Source organism: Rathayibacter sp. AY1A7, assembly GCF_002930845.1.
In the GTDB taxonomy this organism is placed as follows: Bacteria; Actinomycetota; Actinomycetes; order Actinomycetales; family Microbacteriaceae; genus Rathayibacter.
The window spans coordinates 299,474-318,970 of sequence record NZ_PSTL01000001.1 but is presented as its reverse complement, the minus strand read 5'-3'; the positions used below and the strand labels follow the sequence as shown (position 1 = coordinate 318,970).

Sequence of the window (19,497 nt, the reverse complement as noted above, 5' to 3'; positions counted from 1 at the left end):
GCCTCCCGGGCGGGCGCGGCACGGAGTCGCCCGGCTCAGGCGCGGGCGTCGAGCACGGCGTCGACGACGACGACGGTGACGTTGTCCCGTCCGCCGGCCTCGACCGCCGCACGCACGAGCGCCTGAGCGAGGTCGGCAGGGTCGCCGGAGTCGCGGCGGGCGAACAGGGCGGCGATCCGCTGGTCGGAGAGCTCCTTCGTCAGCCCGTCGGAGCAGAGCAGGTAGCTGGCGCGCGGCACGACGGGCAGCGTCCAGACGTCCGTCTCGACCTCCTCGTCGGCGCCGAGGGCGCGGGTGACGATGTTGCGGTCGGGATGCGACTCCGCCGACTCGGGGGTGAGCAGGCCGGCCGAGACGAGCTCCTGCACGGCGGAGTGGTCCACCGTCAGCTGCTGGAGTTCGGCACCGTCCCAGCGGTAGACGCGGGAGTCCCCGACGTTGAACAGCGCCCAGCGGGCCGGGCCCGCGGGCTCGGGGAGCACGAGCATCAGCCCGGTCAGCGTCGTGCCGCAGAGCGCACCGCCCACGTCGAGCGCGCGCACGGCCGTGTTGGCGCCCTCCACCAGGTCGAACACCGCGTCCACCGGACCCAGGCTCGTCGGCCGGTTCTCGCGCAGCGCCTCGACGGCGGCTGCGCTCGCGAGGTCCCCTCGTGCGTGCCCGCCCATCCCGTCCGCGACTGCCAGGAGCAGCTCGTCGGCGAGGAGGGCGTCCTCGTTGACACGGCGGACGGCGCCGACGTCGGTGCTGCTGCTGACGGCGAGCCGCAGCGCCCCCTGGGGCAGGTCGACCGTGGTCGTCGTCATCGCGGGATCACTTCTCCTCGGCGGAGGACCGGGCGTCGTCCGCGACGACCTCGGGGTGCCCGTCGTGCAGCTGGATGTGGCGGTGCTCGCGGCGCATCTTCGCCAGGCTCGCCAGCGTCGCCACGGTCATGCTCAGCACGATGACCACGAGCGAGGTGATCGTGTCGATGTCCCACACCGGCACCGGCTCGCCCCCGTTGAGGAAGGGCAGGTCGTTCTCGTGCAGGGCGTGCAGGACGAGCTTCACGCCGATGAAGGCGAGGATGAACGCGATCCCGTACTTGAGGTACTCGAGCTTGTCGATCAGCCCGCCGAGCAGGAAGTAGAGCTGGCGGAGCCCCATCAGCGCGAAGACGTTCGCGGTGAACACGATGAAGGGGCTCTCGGTGATGCCGAAGATCGCCGGGATCGAGTCGAGCGCGAAGAGCAGGTCGGTCGAGCCGATCGCGAGGAACACGATCAGCATCGGCGTGAAGTGGCGCGTGCCGTCGATCGTGGTGCGGATCCTGGAGCCGTCGAACGAGTCCGAGATCTTGACGCGGCGGCGCAGGAGCCGGATGAGCAGGTTGTCGGTGCCCTCGTCCTCGTCCTCCGCGCCGAACGCCTGGTTCCAGGCCGTGTAGACCAGGAACGCGCCGAAGAGGTAGAAGATCCAGCTGAAGCTCTCGATGAGCTGCGCGCCGAGCAGGATGAAGACGCCGCGGAAGACCAGCGCGATGATGATGCCCACCATCAGCACCTCCTGCTGGAGCTTCGCCGGCACCGCGAAGCGGCCCATGATGATGACGAAGACGAACAGGTTGTCGACCGAGAGGCTGTACTCGGTCAGCCAGCCTGCGACGAACTGGCCGGCCAGCTCGCCGCCGCCGAGGATCAGCATCAGCAGCGCGAACACGAGCGCCAGCGACACGTAGAAGCCGACCCACAGCCCCGACTCCTTCAGGCTCGGCACGTGCGGGCGCTTGTAGACCAGCAGCAGGTCGGCGGCGAGGATCAGGCTCAGGACGACGAACGAGCCGATAACGAACCAGACGGGCAGATCGAGCATGAGGGCCTTCCGAGTGGGTGGGGGCCGAAAGTCTCTCCCCGGGGAGCGGACGGCCGTGCCGGTCCGCGTCACCCGTTCCGCCCCCGGCGCCGCGCAGGGGCGGTGCGTACTGACGGGAGCGGAAAGGCGGGATACTCCCCTTCGCGGATGCGATCCTAGCGCCGATCCGGCGGGATGCGGCCCCGGGGAGGCGGAGCGGGAACGAGGCGATCGGCGCGATGCGTCGAGCGGGTGCCGCGTGGCGAGCACCCGGGTGTTAAACGAGAAGAACCCCCGGTCAGACCGGGGGTTCTTCTCGTGTTGCCGTGGTGACCCCAGCGGGATTTGAACCCGCGTTACCGCCGTGAGAGGGCGACGTCCTAGGCCGCTAAACGATGGGGCCGCGTTTTTGCAACTCGAAGAGTGTTGCACACGGATCCGCATCGACGCAAATCGAGCGCCCGGCCCGTCCGGTCTCCGCTCGGCCCCGGCCTTGCCCGCCGCCCGCCGAGGCGGTTGGCTCGGGGCATGAGACTGACGAAACTCGAGCACGCCGCCGTCCTGATCGAGGAGGACGGCGCCCGGCTGGTGATCGATCCGGGGTCCTTCACCCGGCCCGTCGAGGGGACGACCGACACCGTCGCCGTGGTGCTCACCCACGAGCACGCCGACCACTGGACCCCGGAGCAGCTGCAGCGCCTGCGCGACGCGGCCCCGTCGCTGCGGATCCTCGGCCCGGCCGGGGTCGCCGCCGCCGCCGAGGGCTTCGACGTCGAGACGGTCGCCGACGGCGATGTCGTGACGGTGGGCCCGTTCGAGCTGCGCTTCTTCGGCTCCCGTCACGCGGTGATCCACCGCAGCATCCCCGTGATCGACAACGTGGGCGTCCTGGTGAACGGCCGGGTCTACTACGCCGGCGACTCGTTCACAGTGCCGGAGGGCGTCGATGTCGAGATTCTCGCTGCTCCCTCGGGAGCACCGTGGATGAAGATCGCCGAGGCGATGGACTACGTGCTCGAGCTCGCCCCGCGGCACGCCTTCGCGACCCACGAGCAGGTGCTCTCGGAGGCGGGGCGCTCGCTCGGCCACGACCGGCTCGGCTGGGCGGTGCGCGAGGGCGGCGGCGAGTACCACGCCCTCGAGCCGGGCGACGTGCTGGAGCTCTGACGCCGGGGACGACGACGGCCGGGTCGGGGGTGAGCCCCGGCCCGGCCGTCGTCGCGATCCGCTAGCGGATCAGTAGTACTCGCCCTGGCGGTAGTCCCAGGAGTTGAACTGCTCGGCGAGGTTCAGCATGATGCGCTCGTAGTCGAGCCCGCGGCGGATGAGCACGGGACCCGGGGTGATTGAGCGCTCGCCGCCCTGCACCGGGATGAGGGCGCCCGAGGCGTCCACCATCGAGACCATGACGCCCTGCTCGTGGCGGGAGTCCTCGTCCTTGTCCGGCTGGATCGAGGAGACGTAGGAGTCGGCCGAGACGATGACGTCGGCCTCGTTCTCGATCCGCTCGCCGATGTTCGCGACGCGGCCGCGGTTGCCCACGCCCGAGGGGTTGGCCGAGCTGGCGAAGGTGAGGGTGCGGTCGCGCTCCCACATGGTGGCGACCAGCTGCTCGGCCGGGCGGCCGAAGCGGATGACGAAGCAGCTGGTGCCCCGTCCGTCGCGGACCAGCTCGCGGGCGTCCTCGTCGATCAGGTCGACGGCCTCGGCCTTCCACGGGAGGATGCAGCCGAGCAGGACGTCCTGGTCCCAGTGCTTCTGGTAGAAGGCGAGGACCTCCTCGTTGAGCTCGGCGAGCTCGGTGAGCTGCTCGATGCTGGAGCAGAGCACGACGCCCGGCTTGTTGCGGTTGCGCTGCTTGGCCGAGAACTTGCGCTCGAGGCCCGCTCCGTCGGTCGTCATCAGGATGTAGCCGACCTTGGTCGCGCAGACGACCAGTCCACCGGGGGCGTAGAGCGCGTCCACCGCTTCCGCAGGAGCCTGCTCACGCCATTCGATCACCGTCGTGCTGGTCATTCTTTCCCTTTCGTGGTGTCCAGAGACGCCATGGGCGGGGCCCTGGCCGAGCGGAAGCCTAGCGGATCGCCTCCCGTCGTCCGCGGCGGTGATGCCGCGAACGGACGCGCACCGGGCTCCGGATCGACTCCGGTGCCCGGTGCGCGCCCGTCCGCGCCGCGCGCGCCGACGGGACGGCTCAGGCGAGGGCCGTGAGCGAGCCTCGCGCGAGCGTGTTGACGGTCAGATGGAAGCCGACCAGCGAGGCCGGAGTCGACTCGTCGACCGGCAGCGTCGGCACTCCGAGCGCGTGCACCGTGAAGAGGTAGCGGTGCGGGCGGTCACCGGGCGGCGGGGCCGCACCGGCGTAGGCGAGCGACCCGAGGTCGTTGAGCGCCGGGCGCCCCACTTCCGTCGAGCCGGCGGCCAGCTCGGTGACCTCCTTCGGGATGTCGACCAGGACCCAGTGGTGGATGCCGCCGAGGGTCGGCGCATCGGGGTCGAACACGGTCACGGCGTACGACTGCGTGCCCTCGGGGCCGGCGCTCCAGCGCAGGGACGGGCTGGTGTCGCCGCTCCCCTGGGCCTCGGCGAGCCGCTCGCCGTCGGTCACGTCGTCGCTGGACACCTCCAGGGGCGCCGTCGCGGGCAGGAAGTCGAGCGGGTGCGGGGGCGTGCTCCTGGTCAGATCGGTCATGTCGTTCTCCTTCTCTCTCAGTCGGTGACTCGGCCGCGGACGCCGTCGAGCCAGTAGTCGGAGTGGCGGTCCGCGGTCGCCGCGTCGCGGAACGAGTACGTCTTCAGCAGCCAGCGGAAGCGGGTCTTGTCGCGGTCCTGGACGTCGACGAGCTGACGGCTGTGCAGGCCGTCCTGGTTCGCGATGATCAGCAGGTCCGCGTCGCGGATCCGGTGGTACTGCTCGCTGACCTTCGAGAGCGCATCGCGGAACTGCCAGAGCGCCCACAGGTGCGGCAGGTCGTCCGGGTCGGCCGGCACCGTCCGGGTGTCGTAGTAGCGGAAGCTGTGCTCGTTCTCGAGCAGAGCGTGCTGGTCCGACACGATCTGGTTCTTGTTCTGGGCGCGCGAGAGCTCGTCGAACGGGGTGATGTAGACCGCCTCGCGCAGGAGCGCCTGGTTCTCGGGTGAGATGAAGCGCAGGATCTCGCGGCCGTCGACGTACTTCGTGTAGACGAGGTCGGTCTCGGGCGTGCGCAGTCCCAGGAGCGAGATGAAGTCGGCGCGCACCGGGTGCGCGGTCCGCTCGTTGTGCCAGTACAGCTCGCCGTCGGTCTTCTGCGTCTGGGTGTTCGAGAAGCGGTTGTCGGCGTAGACGTCCTGGAAGAAGTCGCCGTTGTTGCGGGTGGCGTACGCGAGCAGCGGCGAGCCGAGGTACTGCGACTGCAGCTCGAGCAGGCCCTCGCCGACGAACGTCAGCTTCTTGCGGTACTTGTCCTCGAGCGCGTCGTCCTGGTCGAGCCAGGGGATCTCGTCGTCGACCGGGTTGTTCGAGATCAGGTGCGCGTAGGTGATCTTCTCGTCGCGCTCGCGCCGGATGCGGGCGAGCGCGTCGACGAAGCCCTGCGGGACGTCGCCGCTGTCGATCAGCGCGGCGATCGCGTCGCGGAAGCGGTCGTAGTCCTTGTAGGGGTCGATGGCGACCGCCAGCAGCGACTGCTGGAGGGTCGATCTGTCGGAATCGGAGAACGTGTAGATGGGCTGCATTGCTTCACTCCTTGCACGTGGATGAGGGACGCCGCCGGCGGGCTCGTCCCGGACTTCCTCTGTCACTCCGCTTCCGCGGTGACGGCCCTTCTCTCCTGTCGTCGCATCGAGACGGCCCCGATCGTCTGCGCGAGGACCGCGAGGACGACGAGGACGATGAGGGTCGGCGCGGTCCCTCCCGTGAGGGGGACGAGTATCCCGGCGCCGACGAGCAGGACGGCCTGGAGGATCCCCTGGTTGCGCTCCAGTCCGCGCATCACCGCGACCCGGGCGCCGTCCTCGAGCCCGTTCATCGCCGGCGCCAGGGCGATCATCGTCGCGGGCCGCACGAAGCCGCCCGCGATCCCGAGCAGGGCCAGGCCGGCGATCGCGGCGCCGAGCACCCCGAGGGTGGTCAGGGCGAGGCCCAGCACCTGGGTGAGCGCCGTCAGCCGGAAGACCAGGGGCGTGCCGGCGATGAGCGGCGAGAGCCGGGCGGCGGCCAGGCCGGCGAGCGTGTAGAGGCCGAGCACCAGGCCGAACGCGGGCAGCGTCAGACGCAGCTCCTGGAACAGCAGCAGCGGGATCACGAAGGTGTAAGCGGCGAGCAGGACGGCGCGGTTCACGGAGTAGTAGAGGGACCAGAAGCGCACCGCGGCGGGCAGGACGGCCGGCCGCACGGCGCGCGCCGCCACTCCCGAGGCGGCGCTCGCGCCGAGCGGCAGGCGGGCAAGGAGCACCACGGCCAGCGCGGCGCACGACACGAGCGCGCTGAGGAGGAACGGCAGCCGGTCCCAGAGCGCGAGCGAGGCGGCCCCGAGCACTCCCGCGCCGAAGGAGGCGAGGAACATTCCGCTCTGCACCCGCGTCTCCTGGCGGCGAGCATCGGCTCCGGCGCGCAGCGAGGAGGCCAGCGCGGCGTCCCGCCCGGCCGTCAGCGAGAAGCCGCAGCCGGCGAGCAGCTGGCTGATCACGACGGCGACCGGATCCGCGTCCAGCACGATCACGACGAGGCCCAGTGCCTTCACGCCCTCGCCGACGACGAGCGCGCCCGCCGAGGACAGGCGGCGTGTGAGCGGCGAGAGCGGGCCGTCGGCGAGCGCCGCCACCACTCCGTAGAGCGCCAGCAGCAGCGCCACGGCCAGGATCGGGTAGCCCCGCGCCAGCAGGAACACCGCGACCACGGGCAGGTGGAAGTAGGCGCGCGAGACGATCCGGTAGACCGTGATCAGCCCGGCGGCGCTGCGGCCGCGCGGGGCGTCCCCGCGCCCGAGGTCAGACAAGGGAGGGCACGACGACGCGCAGTGCGTCGGCGCCCACGTCGCCCTGACGGACGATCGACGCGCCGCCCACGAGGGAGACGATCGTGCTGCTCATCGTGGAGTCGGGGGCGGTGGTGCTGCGGATCAGGTAGTCGCTGTCGCCGCCGAGGTGCTCCGCGGCGAGGTCGAAGTCGACGAGTCCGGTCGACACCGTGCCGCTGATGTTGGCGGAGGTGGCCGCGAGCGGCAGGCCCGCGAATATCGAGAGCAGGTTGATCGGGGCGCTGAGGTTGTGCACGACCGACACCGTGTCCTGGCCCGAGGTGACCCAGTCCGGGACGACGGGCTTGCGGCGCAGGATGACGTTCAGCGGCCCCGGCCAGAACGCTGCGACGAGCGCGTCCATGTCGGCCGTCTCCGGGGCGAAGGCCCAGGTCGCCCAGTCGCGGGGCGCGGAGACGAAGAGGGTGAGCGGCTTCGCGCCGTCCCGCTTCTTCATGTCGTAGAGGCGGAAGCAGGCGCTGCGCGAGAAGGGGCTGGCGAACACGCCGTAGTTCGTGTCGGTCTGCGCGATGACGGTCGCGCCCTCGCGGAGCTCCTGCCCGACGCGCCGGAGCTCGTCGAGATCGGTCGCGTCGATGATCTGTGCCGTCATGGGTCGTGCTCCTGCTGCGCTCGGGCGCGTCCGGGCGGGGCCGGATCGCGTCGCTGTCGTGTGGCCCGCTGACGGCGGCGCCCCACGGAGGGCGCCTGGCGGGTCGGACGGCGGAGGCCGTCCGGATGCGGGTGACCACGGAGGAGAGATGCGGCTGCGTCCTCCCCCCGAGGACGTCTGCCCGGTGAAAGTAGCACGGTGCGCATCCGGCCCGCGTGTTCGCGACGCTGCATGACGAGAGAAGTCGTCGACGTCGGGGAGCAGGGTCGGGGATCGGTATGTTCCGCTGACGCGCCGCATCTCCGCGGCGTTCTCCCGGCTCCGCGGATCCGCGCGATCGTCCGTCTGGCGGCGCACCACGGCCGGGGCTGGACGGCTCGCGGCGACCCGGTCTCCGGGCCCTCCCGCTCCTCGACAGAAGGACCGCCCATGACCGACTACTGGCCCGTGCTCCTCATCCTGCTCACGATCGTGGCCGTCGTGGTCCTGATCGTCGTGCTGAAGGTCGAGCCGGTGATCGCCCTCCTCGTCTCGGCCCTCGGGCTCGGCCTCGTCTCGGGGCAGGGCGGCGAGGGGACGGTGACCGCGATGACGTCCGGATTCGGCGCGGTCCTCGGCGACATCGGCCTGCTGATCGCGCTCGGCCTGCTGCTCGGATCGCTCCTGGAGGCGCTGGGCGTGGCCCCGCTGCTCGCCCGCTGGCTCGTGAAGCGCTTCGGTCGGCGCGCGCTCCCGGTCGCCTACGCGCTGACCCTGGGCGTCGCCTTCCCCTCGATCTACTCCGACGTGCTGGTCGTGATGAGCGCACCGCTGACTCGTCTGGCCTCGCGGGGGCTCGGTGCCGGTGGCTACGGGCTGCTGGCCGGCTCCTCCATCGTCGGGATGATCGTGGGCGTGGTCTTCGTCGTCCCCGGAGCCGCCGCGCTGGCCACGGCAGGCATCGCGGGCGCTCCCCTGCCGTCGATGGTCGCCATCGGCGCCCCGCTGGGCATCATCACCATCGTGCTGACCGTGCTGGTGTACAGCGCCCTGGTGAAGCGCGGCGGCTGGCGGGACGAGCGCGACCTCGAGGGCGGGGCGGTCCCGGGGCCCGCTCTCGAGCCCGAGGCGGGCGCGGCCACGGGAGGCACGGCGCTCGCGACGCGGCGGGTGCCGCTCGCGCTGGCCGTCGCTCCGATCGCCCTCACCATCGTGCTGATCGCCGCGAACTCGCTCACCCAGCTGGCCGAGCTCGACGTCCCCCTCCTGCGGTTCCTCGGCGACGCGCACATCGCGCTGCTGGCCGGCTTGGTGCTGGCCTACGCGACGGCACTGCGGACGCTCCCGAAGGGCGCCGTGGCCACGGCACTGGGCGGAGCACTGACCCGCAGCGGCCCGATCGTCGTCCTGACCGGGGTCAGCGGCAGCCTCGCCGCCGTGGTCGGAGGAACCGGGGTCGGCGACGCGCTCGCCGGCGCCTTCGACGGGCGGGCCCTCTCGCCGATCCTGCTCACCTGGGTCGTCGCGGCCGTGCTCCACGCGGCGATCGGCTCGGTCTCGACGGCCGCGATCACCGCGGTCGGCATCGTCGCCCCGCTGATCCCCGTGCTCGACGTGAACCCGGCGCTGATCGCCCTGGCCGCCGGCTCCGGCGCGCTCTTCCTCGGGATGGTCAACGCCAACGCGTTCTGGCTCTTCAAGTCCGTGCTCGGCCTCACCGTGCGGGGCACGTTCACCGCCTACTCGCTGACGCTCTCGATCGCCTCGGTGATCTCGCTGCTGGCGCTGCTGGTGGCGGGAACGTTCGTCTGAGCGTCGGCCGGCCCCCACGAGGCCACGCTCGCGAGGTCGGCGCCGAACTCGACCCGGAGGCGCACGGGCGCGCCCCCGCGCAGCACGCCCGGCAGCCAGAGGCGGGCGTCATCCCACATCCGCTCGAACGGCACCTCCTCGACCGGGACGAAGGCGGCGGCGAGCTCGCTCGACTCGGTGACCTCGCCGGCGACCCGGCGGCAGAGGAAGACGTGCGAGCGCTGGCTCCACGCCGGCCGGTGGGGGAAGGAGTAGTCGAGCACGCCGCGCGGCTCCAGGTCGGCCGGGAGGGCGACCAGCCCCGCCTCCTCCTCCAGCTCGCGGACGGCCGCGTCGACGGGCGACTCCCCGGGCTCGAGCTTGCCGCCGGGGGCGACCACGCGGCCCTCGCCGAGGCCCCTGCGCTTGCGGCCGAGGAGCACCTCCGCGCCCCGCGGGCCGTCGCGGAGGACGTAGACGACGCAGACCTCGGGCAGCCCCACCGCACACCTCCGCTCCGACGGGCCGGGGGCCCGGCACCGCCGTCGTAGGCTAGCCCGGTGACGACGACCGCGCTCGAGCGCTTCCAGGCCCTGCTGCGCGTCGACACCGTGTCCCACTCGGACGAGTCGGCGACCGACTGGAGCCGCTTCCACGCCTTCCGGGAGCTCGTCGCCGAGCTCTACCCGGCGCTGCACGCGGCGCTGGAGTCCGAGACCGTCGCCGGCCACTCCCTCCTCTGGCGCTGGCGCGGTGAGGAGCCGGGCGAGCCGGCCGTGCTGATGGCCCACTACGACGTGGTCAGCGTGACGGCGGCGGAGTGGTCGCACGACCCGTTCGCGGCCGAGACGATCGTCGCCGCGGACGGCCGCACCTCCGTCGTGGCGCGCGGCGCCCTCGACGACAAGGGCTCCCTCGTCGCCCTCCTCGAGGCGGTCGAGGCGGCCGTCCTGCGGGGCGAGCGGCCCCGGCACGACGTGTACCTCCTCTCCACGCACAACGAGGAGACGGCGGGCGACGGCGCCCCCTCGGTCGTCGCCCTGCTCGGCGCGCGCGGGGTCCGCCCGCGCCTCGTGCTCGACGAGGGCGGGAACGTGCGGCGCGGCATCCTGCCCGGCGTCACCACCCCGATCGCCGTGATCGGCGTCACCGAGCGCGGGATCATGAACCTCGAGCTGACCTGCCGCGACGTCGGCGGCCACGCCTCCGCTCCGCCGCCCCCGCCCGGGCTGCTCGCCACCCAGCGGCTCGCGAGGGCGATCCACCGCCTGACCGAGAACCCGTTCCCCTCGACCCTCCCGGAGCCGATCGCCCAGCTGGTGCGCGCGGCGGCCGACCACGCGGACGCGGCCCACGCCGTCTGGTACGCCCGCCCGCACGAGCACCCGGACGCCGTCGTCGGCGCGCTCGCCGCCCACTCCAACCGCTCGGCCGCGATGCTGCGGACGACGGTCGCGATCACCGAGCTGCGCGGCAGCACCGGAGCGAACGTCCTCGCCTCCAGCGCCAGCGCCACCGCGAACGTGCGGATCAACCCGGGCGGCACCGTGGCGGGCGTGGTCGAGCGCATCCGCGCCGTCATCGACGACCCGGAGGTCGAGGTCGAGGTGAAGGTCGCCCACGAGCCCTCCGCCGTCTCCCCCACCGGCGAACCCGGCGACGGCGGGCCGTACGACCTGCTCCGCGCGGTCGTCCAGGAGTCGTTCCCGGACGCGATCGTCGCCCCCTACGTGCAGACCGGCGGCAGCGACGCCCGGCACTTCCACGCCATCAGCGACCACGTCTACCGCTTCATCCCGTTCGAGATCAGCCCGCGGCAGCAGCTCGGGATCCACGGGGTCGACGAGTCGGTCGAGGCCGACCAGTTCGAGCGCGCCATCGAGTTCTACGCGCGGCTGCTCGCCCGGCTCTGATCGCGGCGGTCCTCCGGGGTCCGGGAGGACCGCGCAGCGACCGGCAACCTGGGAGAACCGTTCGATGACGCGCCGACCGGTGTTGGCCCGGAGTTCACCCCGCGATGATGGACTGATCGCAGCGGGGTCGCCTCCGCTGGAGCAGTGCGCAAGTGCCGACGCCGGGTCGCGTGATCCGGCTCCCGCCGATCGTGGAACCCGAGGATCATGTCCCTCCGCCAGGCCGAGTACCCCCGGCCCAACCACTTCATCCTTCACCTGAGCGACACCCACTTCATCGCCGGAGACGGCGGCCTGTACGGCTCCGACGTCGACAGCGAGGCCCAGCTGCGGCTCCTGTTCGACGAGCTGGAGGCGTCCGGCGGACGTCCGGAAGCCATCGTCATCACGGGTGATCTCGCCGACAAGGGCGAGCCGGAGGCGTACGCGAAGCTGCGCGCCGTCGTCGAGCCCGCGGCCGCACGCCTCGGCGCCGAGGTGATCTGGGTGATGGGCAACCACGACGACCGCGGCGCGTTCCGCTCGGGGCTGCTCGACCAGCTCCCGACCACGCAGCCGGTCGACCGCGTGCACGACGTGAACGGGCTGCGGATCATCGCGCTGGACTCCACCGTGCCCGGCGCCCACTACGGGGAGATCTCGGACGCGCAGCTCGACTGGCTGGCGGAGGAGCTCTCCAGCCCGGCCCCGCACGGCACGATCCTCGCGCTGCACCACCCGCCGGTGCCGAGCGTGCTCGACCTGTCGGTCCTCGTGGAGCTGCGCGACCAGCCCGCCCTCGCGGAGGTGCTCGAGGGCTCCGACGTCCGCAGCATCATCGCGGGCCACCTGCACTACTCGTCGACGGCGATGTTCGCCGGCATCCCGGTCTCGGTCGCGTCGGCCACCTGCTACACCCAGGACCTCAACGTGCCGGTGGGAGCGACCCGCGCCCGCAACGGCGCCCAGGCGTTCAACCTGATCCACGTCTACGACGGCACGGTGCTGCACTCGGTGGTGCCGATCGGCGCCTCGACCGAGGTGTCCTACGTCTCGGCGAACGAGACGCAGCGGATCCTCGCGGACCACGGCGTCGAGATCGCCGCGGCGACGGCGGCCCCCGTCGCCCGGGACGAGGAGCTCTACCCGCCGCTCGTGGAGCGGGTGGGCGTCAGCGCGTAGCGACGCGACGGGGCGTCGGGGTCGCCCCGACGCCTCCGGGCGCCGCGTCGACCGCGTCCTCGGACACGGCCGACGGTGTCAGCGCCCGCCGGCGCGGTCCCGCGCGAACAGCCATCCGGCGAGCGCCAGCGCCGCGGCCAGCGCGACGCCCACGCCGACGGCCGCTCCCACTCCGATGCCCGGGAACACGAGCGAGCTCGCCAGGCCGAGAAGCAGCCCGGCAACCGCTCCCCCGACGGCCCAGCCCACGGTCAGACCTCGCGCTCCCACGGAGCCGGGATCGGGTAGTACTCCTCGAGGAACCCGATGACGGCCTTGGTGCGCGCCTCCGCCGAGATCTCGGGGAAGCTGCCGTCGTTGAGGCAGAAGAAGTCGACTCCGCGGTTCTTGAGGAGCTTGCGCATGTCCTTCAGCCCCTGGTGCATCGTCGTGTCGACGTACTTCACCGAGGCGTTCTCCTGCACGACCGCGCGCCCGGTCATCAGCGCGTAGTAGTGGTAGAGCGAGTTGGTGACGGAGACGTCGCTCGCGGAGCGGAAGCGGCTCGCGGCGGTCGCGGTGAACTCCGGCTCGAACTCGGCCTCGAGCTCGGCCATCACGGTCTTGCGGAGCGGCGTGGCGGCGTGCTCGAGGTGACGGGTCGTCATCGCGCCGAAGCGCTCGCGGAGCAGGCGCCGGTTGACGCGGGCCGCGTTCTCGAAGCCGCTGCGGGAGGCGTTGGAGTCGCCCATGCCGATGCGCGTCGTCGCCTCGATGAACTTCGTGATGCCCCCGGGCGAGAAGAAGATCGACGGGTCGACCGGGCGCCCGAAGAACATGTCGTCGTTGGAGTAGAGGAAGTGCTCCGCCAGCCCCGGGATGCGGTGCAGCTGGCTCTCGACCGCGTGGGAGTTGTGCGTCGGCAGCACCGAGAGGTCGCGGAAGTGGTCCTCGCTGCGCACGAGGGTGACGTCCGGGTGCTCGTCCAGCCAGCGCGGGCGCGGGGAGTCGGTGACGATGTAGATGTGCCGGATCCACGGCGCGTACATGTAGACGCTGCGCAGGGCGTACTTGAGCTCGTCGATCTGGCGGAAGCGCGCCGGAGCGTCGTCGCCCTCGCCCACCACGTAGCTCGCCATGCGGGCCGCACGGGCGCGCTGGAACTCCAGGTCGGTGCCGTCGACCCACGAGAAGACGATGTCCACCTCGAAGCGGATGTCGCTGACGAGCGGCTCGAACATGCCCTCGAACGTCGGCCAGGTGCGGCCGTACGCCTCGACGTGGGCGTCGATGGCTTCGGCGACGGGGAGGCTGTTGCGCATGAGCGCGTTCTCGGCGGGAGTGATGATCTCCTCCTCGCCCACCTTCCACAGCTCGAGGCGGACGCCGCTGCGGGCGCCGTAGCGCAGCGATCCCGTCGAGGAGACGCGCGGGCGGAAGAGCTTGAAGACGGAGGCGCGCGGGTACGGCGCGAGCACGCCCTCGGCCAGGAGCTGGGGCGGGGTGCCCCGCTTGTCGACCGTCTTGGCGTAGAAGGGCTCGGTCGCGAAGGCGCGCGCCAGCAGCGTGGCCAGCTCGGCGCCGAGCACGCGGTCCACCGCGAGGAAGGGCGAGCCGTCGGTGCCGCGGATGAGGCGGTAGGGGAATTCGGCGGCGTCGAGGACCTCGCCGATGGCGATCAGGTCCTCGGTCCAGGCCGCGCGGGGCGTCGTACTCGAGTTCACCAGCGAGAACAGGCCGGCATGGACCACGACGTCGTCGCGGTCGAAGTGGCGCGGGCGCAGGAGCGGTGACGGAAGAGCACGGACGGAAGGCATGATTCACATTATCCGCCGTGGATTTCGTCCGTGTGACCGGGCCGTCGGCTTGACAGCGACCGCGGGGCCGCACGGTCAGCGCGAGAGCGACCCCAGACGGTCCCCCGCCTTCTCCGCGGCCTTCGCGGCCCGCCTGGCGCGGTGCCGCTCCTCGGCGGCGACGACCCCCAGCGCGAAGGCTCCCTCCCCGCTGCGATCGGCCTCCTCCAGGATCAGCGCACGGGCGGCGAGCGCGTCGCGCTCCTCCCCCAGGGCGTCGGCGAGGTCCTCTCCCGCCTCGGCGAGCGAGCGGCGCCGGGCGCCGACGGCCTCGGGGACGACCGCCCGCCACGCCTCCACGGTGTAGCGGAGCCGCTTCGCCGCCTTCCGCAGGTCGTGACGAGCCTCGAGCGAGCCGCCGGCCGCCGCGGAGCCCGCCGCGGAGATGCGCGCGAGGTCCTTCGCGACGGAGCGGCGCACCAGCGCCGTCGCGCTCGAGCTGGCCTGCGCGGTGCGGGGCGGATCCGCGAGCAGGGCGTCGAGCGAGGCGAGGAGCGCAAGGTAGCGGCCGCCGCGCAGAGTGCGGTCGACGCGGCGCAGCGCCGAGGCGTGCCGGTGCTCGATCTCCTCCAGCAGGGCGGTGGGGGTGCTCGGGGCGCCCTCGACGGCCGCCAGGGAGGTGCGGAACCGCTCGGCGAGCACCTCCTGGTCGCGGGCCGCGCCGAGGACCCCTCCCAGCCAGCGCAGCTCGTCCCGCACGGGGTCGGTCGCCGCACGGTCGAGCACGGAGCGGGAGGCGGCGAGGACGGACCGGAGCCGGCGCGCGAGCACGCGCATCCGGTGCAGGGCGTCGTCGGCCTCGAGGCGCACCCGCGGGTCGACGGCGCGCAGCTCTCGCAGGAGCGAGCGGACCGCGGCGAGCGCCGCCTCCCCGCCGTTCCGCGGATCCGGGACCGTCTCCTCGATCGGGCCGCCGGTGGCCCGGGCGAGCTTGGAGGCGCTGGCGGCCGGGCGGGCGCCCGCGGCGAGGAGGCGCTGCTCGATCGCGTCGAGGACCCGCTCGCCCTCGTCGCCCGGGACGTCGACGAGCTCGACCTCCCACTCCCTCCAGCGCCGCTCGCGGCCGGTGCGCTGGTCGCGCGCGGTCACCAGGTCGTCGGCGATCTCGGCGAGCTCCCGCCCGTGGGAGTCGAGGGCGCGGGTGATCGAGCGGACCGTCTCGAGCAGCGCCAGCGGCTCGAGCGGCGCGCGCCCCACCTGCCCGAGCACCGGCTCGCGGACGGCGGACGGGACCGTGCGCGAGGCCGTGAGCTCCGCGTGGATCTCGGTGCGGCCGGAGGAGCCGGGCAGCTTGACGTGCCAGCCCTGGTCGGATCCGCCCTCGCGGCGGCGCAGCGTGATGCGCCCCCGGGACAGAGCGCGCTCGGCGGTGTCGAAGTACTCGGCGCGGAGGGTCACCGGCTCCTCGGTGCGGACGCTCGCGACGCTCCCGGTGCCGGTCAGGTCGGGCAGCCGGGTGCCCGCGTCGACGTCGTACTTGCGCTCGACCTCGGTCTGCACTCTCCGCGCACCGCCCGCCCGGGACGTCGCCGACTCGTTCTCCGCACCGCTGGCCATGCTCCATTGTGATCACGCCCGGCGCCGCTGCGGCACCCCGGGCGGCCAGGGGCGCCCTCGCCCTAGGCTGGAGCGATGACCGCGCCCGTTCCGCCCGTCGCCCGCCGCGTCCCCCTCGAGCGCCGCCACCACGGCGACGTGGTGGTCGACCGCTACGAGTGGCTGCGCGAGAAGGAGAGCCCCGAGGTGATCGCGCACCTCGAGGCCGAGAACGCGTACACCGAGGCGGTGCTGGCTCCTCTCGCTCCGCTGCGCGAGCGCCTGTTCGAGGAGATCCGCTCGCGGACGAAGGAGACCGACCTCTCGGTCCCCGTCCGGGAGGGCTCCTGGTGGTACTTCTCGCGCTCCTACGAGGGCCGCCAGTACGCCGTGCACTGCCGAGCGCCGATCAGCGGGCCGGACGACTGGACGCCGCCGTCGATCGCCGAGGGCGGTCCGCTCGAGGGCGAGCAGGTCGTCCTGGACGGCAACGCGGAGGCGGAGGGGCACGACTTCTTCTCGCTCGGCAGCTTCGACGTCTCGGCCGACGGCCGACGGCTGCTCTTCGGCACCGACGTCGAGGGCGACGAGCGCTACACCCTCCGCATCCGCGACCTCGAGACCGGCGAGGACCTGCCGGACGTCATCGAGGGCACCGGCGGCGGAGCGACCTTCGGCGCCGACGCGCGCTTCGTCTTCTACCCGACCGTCGACGAGTCCTGGCGCCCCGACACGATCTGGCGGCACGAGGTCGGCGCCGGGACCCCGGACGAGGTCGTCTTCGCCGAGCCCGACGAGCGCTACTGGATCGGCGTGGGCCTCACCCGCAGCCGCCGCTTCCTCGTCATCGAGATCGGCAGCAAGATCACGAGCGAGTGCCTGCTGCTGGACGCGTCCGACCCGACCGGCTCCTTCCGCTCGGTGTGGCCGCGCCGAGAGGGCGTGGAGTACGAGGTCGAGCACGCCGTCGTCGACGGGCACGACCGCCTGCTGATCGTGCACAACGACGGCGCCCTCGACTTCGAGATCGTCGAGGAGCCGGCCGACCTGTCGCTCGACGCCGACGCCCGGGCCCGCGAGCGCCGCGTGGTGGTGCCGCACCGCGAGGGTCGCCGGATCGAGGGCGTCGACGCCTTCGCCGGGCACGTCGTCGTCTCGTACCGCGCCGACGGAGCCACCCGGCTCGGGCTGCTCCGCGAGGACGGCGCCGGAGCGCGGCTCGAGGAGATCGTCTTCGACGAGCCGCTCTACGACGCGGGCCTGGCGGGGAACCCGGAGTGGGAGCAGTCCTCCCTCCGCCTCGCCTACACCTCGTTCGTCACCCCCTCGACCGTGCTCGCGCTCGACGTCGCGACGGGCGAGCGCACGGTGCTCAAGCAGCAGCCGGTGCTCGGCGACTACGACCCCGCGCTGTACGTGCAGAGGAGGGAGTGGGCCGTGGCGGAGGACGGCACGCGGGTGCCGCTCTCGCTCGTCTGGCGCCGCGACGCCGCCGATCCGGACTCGGCCCCCGCGCCGCTCCTCCTCTACGGCTACGGCTCGTACGAGGCGAGCATCGACCCGGGCTTCTCGATCGCGCGCCTCTCGCTGCTCGACCGCGGCGTCGTCTTCGCCGTCGCGCACGTCCGCGGCGGCGGGGAGATGGGCCGCTCCTGGTACGAGAACGGGAAGACGCTGGCGAAGCGGACGACCTTCACCGACTTCGTCTCCGCGGCGCGGCACCTGGTCGACGCGGGCTTCACCACTCCGGACCGCCTGGTCGCGCAGGGAGGGTCGGCCGGCGGCCTGCTGATGGGCGCGGTCGCGAACCTCGCCCCGGAGGCGTTCGCCGGCGTCCTCGCGCAGGTCCCGTTCGTCGACGCGCTCACCTCGATCCTCGACCCGTCGCTGCCGCTCACGGTGATCGAGTGGGACGAGTGGGGCGACCCGCTGCACGACGCCGAGGTGTACGCCTACATGAAGTCGTACTCGCCCTACGAGAACGTCCGCGAGGGCGTGCAGTACCCCCGGATCCTCGCGACGACGAGCCTCAACGACACCCGGGTGCTGTACGTGGAGCCGGCGAAGTGGGTGGCCAGGCTCCGCGAGGTCGGCGCTCCCGCGCTGCTGCGCACCGAGATGACCGCGGGACACGGCGGAGTGAGCGGACGCTACGAGCGCTGGCGCGAGATCGCGTTCGAGTACGCCTGGACGCTGGACGTGCTCGAGCTGGCCTGAGCGCCCCGCCGCAAGCCCCTCCGCCCGTCGTCCGCGGCCAGTAGGGTTCGGGGTGCCGACGGAGGGAAGAGCATGAGCGCAGGCCTGTCGATCGACCGCATCGCCGCATGGGTGGCGGACCAGAGGTGGTACGCGAGCAAGGGGCGGCGCCCCGAGCTGGAGGTCCGCGGCGCCTGGTCGCTGCAGCCCGGCGAGGCGGAGGTGGTGGACCACCTCTTCATCGACCGGGCAGGCACGAGCCCGGTGCTGTACCAGGTGCCGGTGACCGTCCACGCGGCTCCGGTGCCCGGGCTCGAGGACGCCCTCGTCTACTCCGACGACTCGCACTACGTGTACGACGCTCCGCGCGACCCGGTGTTCGCCCGCGCCCTGCTCGGGATGATCGCCGACGGCGGCCGCTCCGACGAGGACGGCGCCCAGGGCGGCGCCCGCGCCGAGGGCCACCGGCAGCCGGGTGCCGCGATCGGGGCGTTCGCGTCCTCGAAGGTGCTCAGCGGCGAGCAGTCGAACACCTCGGTGATCGTCCGCACCACGGCCGACGACGGATCCGACGCGACGCCGGTGATCGTCAAGGTCTTCCGCGCCCTCCACCACGGCGACAACCCGGACGTGACGGTGCAGTCGGCGCTCAACGCCGCCGGGAGCGCCCTCGTCCCGCCCGTGATCGGCAACGTGACGGGCGAGTGGGACGACGAGGGCGAGGAGACGGGCCGCGCCTTCGGGCACCTCGCCTTCGCGCAGGAGTTCCTCCCCGGGGTCCAGGACGCGTGGCGCGTCGCCCTCGAGGCGGTCGCCGCCGACTCCGACTTCACCGGACCCGCCCGCGAGCTGGGCCGCGCCACCGCCGAGGTGCACGCGACGCTGGCGGAGGTCATGCCGACCGAGGACACCACGTCCGAGGTCGTCGAGCGGATGGTCGCGACCATGCGCCGTCGCCTGCGCATCGCCTCGGCCGAGGTCCCCGTGATCGCGGAGGACTCGGAGGCGATCGAGGCCGTGTTCCGCGCCGCCGAGACCGCGCCGTGGCCGAGGCTCCAGCGCATCCACGGCGACTACCACCTCGGGCAGGTCCTGTCCGTGCCCGACCGCGGCTGGGTGCTCCTCGACTTCGAGGGCGAGCCGCTGCGGCCCATGCACGAGCGCCGCCTTCCCGACGTGGCCCTGCGCGACGTGGCGGGGATGCTGCGGTCCTTCGACTACGCGGCGGGCGCGCACGAGCAGGCCGAGCCGGGCGCCTCGAGGGCGGCCTGGGCGGCGGCGAGCCGGGCCGCGTTCCTCGAGGGCTACACCGAGCGGGCGGGCGACGCGGTCACCGCGCACCGGGCGGTGCTCGACGCGTTCGAACTCGACAAGGCCGTCTACGAGGCGATCTACGAGGCGCGCAACCGGCCGGAGTGGCTGTCGATCCCGGTCGCCGCGGTGCAGCGCCTCGCCGGGCGCTCGTAGGGTGGCAGGCATGAGCGACGACACCGACGACAAGAAGCCCCTGGACCCGCTGAGCGACTTCAGCATCCCGGGCGACACCGATCTGCACACGACCGGCGACGCCTCGGGCGCGGACGGCGACGAGGTCGCGGAGCCTGGAGCGGACGAGGACTGAGCCGCCTGCTCCGCGGGGC

Annotated in this window: 18 protein-coding genes and 1 tRNA gene; 7 read left to right on the top strand and 12 right to left on the bottom strand. The window is 72.7% G+C overall.

Features of this window, described 5'->3' with window-relative positions; translation table 11 throughout:
- Positions 1 to 35: 35 nt before the first annotated feature.
- The 3 genes from C5B95_RS01395 to C5B95_RS01385 all read right to left on the bottom strand — a co-directional run bounded on the left by C5B95_RS01395 (position 36) and on the right by C5B95_RS01385 (position 2,236).
- The gene (locus tag C5B95_RS01395; protein WP_104223087.1) at positions 36 to 806 is read right to left on the bottom strand and encodes a PP2C family serine/threonine-protein phosphatase; all 771 of its coding nucleotides are present in this window, start codon (positions 804 to 806) and stop codon (positions 36 to 38) included.
- Between the two features lie 7 nt (positions 807 to 813).
- Complete coding sequence (locus C5B95_RS01390) at positions 814 to 1,854, bottom strand: TerC family protein (protein WP_104223086.1); 1,041 nt, start codon at positions 1,852 to 1,854, stop codon at positions 814 to 816.
- Positions 1,855 to 2,160: 306 nt separating this feature from the next.
- Positions 2,161 to 2,236, bottom strand: a tRNA-Glu gene (locus C5B95_RS01385).
- Positions 2,237 to 2,361: 125 nt separating this feature from the next.
- Between C5B95_RS01385 and C5B95_RS01380 the strand changes: the two genes are divergently transcribed.
- The gene (locus C5B95_RS01380) at positions 2,362 to 3,000 is read left to right on the top strand and encodes an MBL fold metallo-hydrolase (RefSeq protein ID WP_104225619.1); all 639 of its coding nucleotides are present in this window, start codon (positions 2,362 to 2,364) and stop codon (positions 2,998 to 3,000) included.
- 69 nt (positions 3,001 to 3,069) lie between these two features.
- On the opposite strand, the gene C5B95_RS01375 is transcribed toward C5B95_RS01380, so the two are convergent.
- The 5 genes from C5B95_RS01375 to C5B95_RS01355 all read right to left on the bottom strand — a co-directional run bounded on the left by C5B95_RS01375 (position 3,070) and on the right by C5B95_RS01355 (position 7,446).
- Positions 3,070 to 3,849, bottom strand: coding sequence for an L-threonylcarbamoyladenylate synthase (locus C5B95_RS01375; RefSeq protein WP_104223084.1), 780 nt, complete (start codon positions 3,847 to 3,849; stop codon positions 3,070 to 3,072).
- A 178-nt stretch (positions 3,850 to 4,027) separates the two neighbouring features.
- Complete coding sequence (locus C5B95_RS01370; RefSeq protein WP_104223083.1) at positions 4,028 to 4,525, bottom strand: YbhB/YbcL family Raf kinase inhibitor-like protein; 498 nt, start codon at positions 4,523 to 4,525, stop codon at positions 4,028 to 4,030.
- Positions 4,526 to 4,542: 17 nt separating this feature from the next.
- Positions 4,543 to 5,550, bottom strand: a complete 1,008-nt coding sequence (locus tag C5B95_RS01365; protein ID WP_104223082.1) for a TauD/TfdA family dioxygenase — start codon at positions 5,548 to 5,550, stop codon at positions 4,543 to 4,545.
- A 62-nt stretch (positions 5,551 to 5,612) separates the two neighbouring features.
- Positions 5,613 to 6,812, bottom strand: coding sequence for a hypothetical protein (locus C5B95_RS01360; RefSeq protein ID WP_104225617.1), 1,200 nt, complete (start codon positions 6,810 to 6,812; stop codon positions 5,613 to 5,615).
- Complete coding sequence (locus C5B95_RS01355; RefSeq protein WP_104225616.1) at positions 6,805 to 7,446, bottom strand: L-threonylcarbamoyladenylate synthase; 642 nt, start codon at positions 7,444 to 7,446, stop codon at positions 6,805 to 6,807. Before C5B95_RS01355 ends, C5B95_RS01360 begins: the two co-directional genes overlap by 8 nt.
- A gap of 429 nt (positions 7,447 to 7,875) precedes the next feature.
- On the opposite strand from C5B95_RS01355, the gene C5B95_RS01350 reads away from it, so the two are divergent.
- Complete coding sequence (locus tag C5B95_RS01350) at positions 7,876 to 9,237, top strand: GntP family permease (protein WP_181067965.1); 1,362 nt, start codon at positions 7,876 to 7,878, stop codon at positions 9,235 to 9,237.
- On the opposite strand, the gene C5B95_RS01345 is transcribed toward C5B95_RS01350, so the two are convergent.
- Positions 9,165 to 9,719 (bottom strand): 8-oxo-dGTP diphosphatase, encoded by a 555-nt coding sequence (locus C5B95_RS01345; RefSeq protein ID WP_181067964.1) that lies wholly within the window; start codon positions 9,717 to 9,719, stop codon positions 9,165 to 9,167. The genes C5B95_RS01350 and C5B95_RS01345 overlap by 73 nt on opposite strands.
- A gap of 57 nt (positions 9,720 to 9,776) precedes the next feature.
- Here C5B95_RS01345 and C5B95_RS01340 point away from each other — a divergent pair, with 57 nt between their 5' ends.
- Both C5B95_RS01340 and C5B95_RS01335 read left to right on the top strand, forming a co-directional pair.
- Positions 9,777 to 11,129, top strand: a complete 1,353-nt coding sequence (locus C5B95_RS01340; protein WP_104348308.1) for a M20/M25/M40 family metallo-hydrolase — start codon at positions 9,777 to 9,779, stop codon at positions 11,127 to 11,129.
- A 207-nt stretch (positions 11,130 to 11,336) separates the two neighbouring features.
- The gene (locus C5B95_RS01335; RefSeq protein WP_104249612.1) at positions 11,337 to 12,290 is read left to right on the top strand and encodes a phosphodiesterase; all 954 of its coding nucleotides are present in this window, start codon (positions 11,337 to 11,339) and stop codon (positions 12,288 to 12,290) included.
- A 78-nt stretch (positions 12,291 to 12,368) separates the two neighbouring features.
- Here the strand turns inward: C5B95_RS01335 and C5B95_RS17305 are convergent, their stop codons facing one another.
- The 3 genes from C5B95_RS17305 to C5B95_RS01320 form a co-directional block, all read right to left on the bottom strand.
- Positions 12,369 to 12,539 (bottom strand): hypothetical protein, encoded by a 171-nt coding sequence (locus C5B95_RS17305; protein ID WP_219813798.1) that lies wholly within the window; start codon positions 12,537 to 12,539, stop codon positions 12,369 to 12,371.
- 2 nt (positions 12,540 to 12,541) lie between these two features.
- Positions 12,542 to 14,086 carry a stealth family protein gene (locus C5B95_RS01325; protein WP_104225612.1) on the bottom strand — a complete coding sequence of 515 codons (1,545 nt, stop codon included), beginning with the start codon at positions 14,084 to 14,086 and terminating at the stop codon, positions 12,542 to 12,544.
- 75 nt (positions 14,087 to 14,161) lie between these two features.
- Complete coding sequence (locus C5B95_RS01320; protein ID WP_104348306.1) at positions 14,162 to 15,682, bottom strand: CYTH and CHAD domain-containing protein; 1,521 nt, start codon at positions 15,680 to 15,682, stop codon at positions 14,162 to 14,164.
- A 75-nt stretch (positions 15,683 to 15,757) separates the two neighbouring features.
- Between C5B95_RS01320 and C5B95_RS01315 the strand changes: the two genes are divergently transcribed.
- The 3 genes from C5B95_RS01315 to C5B95_RS17300 all read left to right on the top strand — a co-directional run bounded on the left by C5B95_RS01315 (position 15,758) and on the right by C5B95_RS17300 (position 19,478).
- Positions 15,758 to 17,878 (top strand): S9 family peptidase, encoded by a 2,121-nt coding sequence (locus tag C5B95_RS01315; RefSeq protein ID WP_104348305.1) that lies wholly within the window; start codon positions 15,758 to 15,760, stop codon positions 17,876 to 17,878.
- Between the two features lie 72 nt (positions 17,879 to 17,950).
- Positions 17,951 to 19,324 (top strand): phosphotransferase, encoded by a 1,374-nt coding sequence (locus C5B95_RS01310; protein ID WP_104348304.1) that lies wholly within the window; start codon positions 17,951 to 17,953, stop codon positions 19,322 to 19,324.
- A 10-nt stretch (positions 19,325 to 19,334) separates the two neighbouring features.
- Positions 19,335 to 19,478: a hypothetical protein gene (locus tag C5B95_RS17300; RefSeq protein WP_159914626.1), complete on the top strand. Its 144-nt coding sequence runs from the start codon at positions 19,335 to 19,337 to the stop codon at positions 19,476 to 19,478.
- Positions 19,479 to 19,497: the final 19 nt, after the last annotated feature.

What these genes read in the sequence shown, in the direction of transcription:
- C5B95_RS01380 (WP_104225619.1), top strand. Translation starts at nt 2,362, where the DNA reads ATGAGACTGACGAAACTCGAGCACGCCGCCGTCCTGATCGAGGAGGAC.
- C5B95_RS01315 (WP_104348305.1), top strand. Translation starts at nt 15,758, where the DNA reads ATGACCGCGCCCGTTCCGCCCGTCGCCCGCCGCGTCCCCCTCGAGCGC.
- C5B95_RS01350 (WP_181067965.1), top strand. Translation starts at nt 7,876, where the DNA reads ATGACCGACTACTGGCCCGTGCTCCTCATCCTGCTCACGATCGTGGCC.
- C5B95_RS01395 (WP_104223087.1), bottom strand. Translation starts at nt 806, where the DNA reads ATGACGACGACCACGGTCGACCTGCCCCAGGGGGCGCTGCGGCTCGCC.
- C5B95_RS01365 (WP_104223082.1), bottom strand. Translation starts at nt 5,550, where the DNA reads ATGCAGCCCATCTACACGTTCTCCGATTCCGACAGATCGACCCTCCAG.
- C5B95_RS17300 (WP_159914626.1), top strand. Translation starts at nt 19,335, where the DNA reads ATGAGCGACGACACCGACGACAAGAAGCCCCTGGACCCGCTGAGCGAC.
- C5B95_RS01325 (WP_104225612.1), bottom strand. Translation starts at nt 14,086, where the DNA reads ATGCCTTCCGTCCGTGCTCTTCCGTCACCGCTCCTGCGCCCGCGCCAC.
- C5B95_RS01355 (WP_104225616.1), bottom strand. Translation starts at nt 7,446, where the DNA reads ATGACGGCACAGATCATCGACGCGACCGATCTCGACGAGCTCCGGCGC.
- C5B95_RS01310 (WP_104348304.1), top strand. Translation starts at nt 17,951, where the DNA reads ATGAGCGCAGGCCTGTCGATCGACCGCATCGCCGCATGGGTGGCGGAC.
- C5B95_RS01335 (WP_104249612.1), top strand. Translation starts at nt 11,337, where the DNA reads ATGTCCCTCCGCCAGGCCGAGTACCCCCGGCCCAACCACTTCATCCTT.
- C5B95_RS01320 (WP_104348306.1), bottom strand. Translation starts at nt 15,682, where the DNA reads ATGGCCAGCGGTGCGGAGAACGAGTCGGCGACGTCCCGGGCGGGCGGT.
- C5B95_RS01375 (WP_104223084.1), bottom strand. Translation starts at nt 3,849, where the DNA reads ATGACCAGCACGACGGTGATCGAATGGCGTGAGCAGGCTCCTGCGGAA.
- C5B95_RS01370 (WP_104223083.1), bottom strand. Translation starts at nt 4,525, where the DNA reads ATGACCGATCTGACCAGGAGCACGCCCCCGCACCCGCTCGACTTCCTG.
- C5B95_RS01390 (WP_104223086.1), bottom strand. Translation starts at nt 1,854, where the DNA reads ATGCTCGATCTGCCCGTCTGGTTCGTTATCGGCTCGTTCGTCGTCCTG.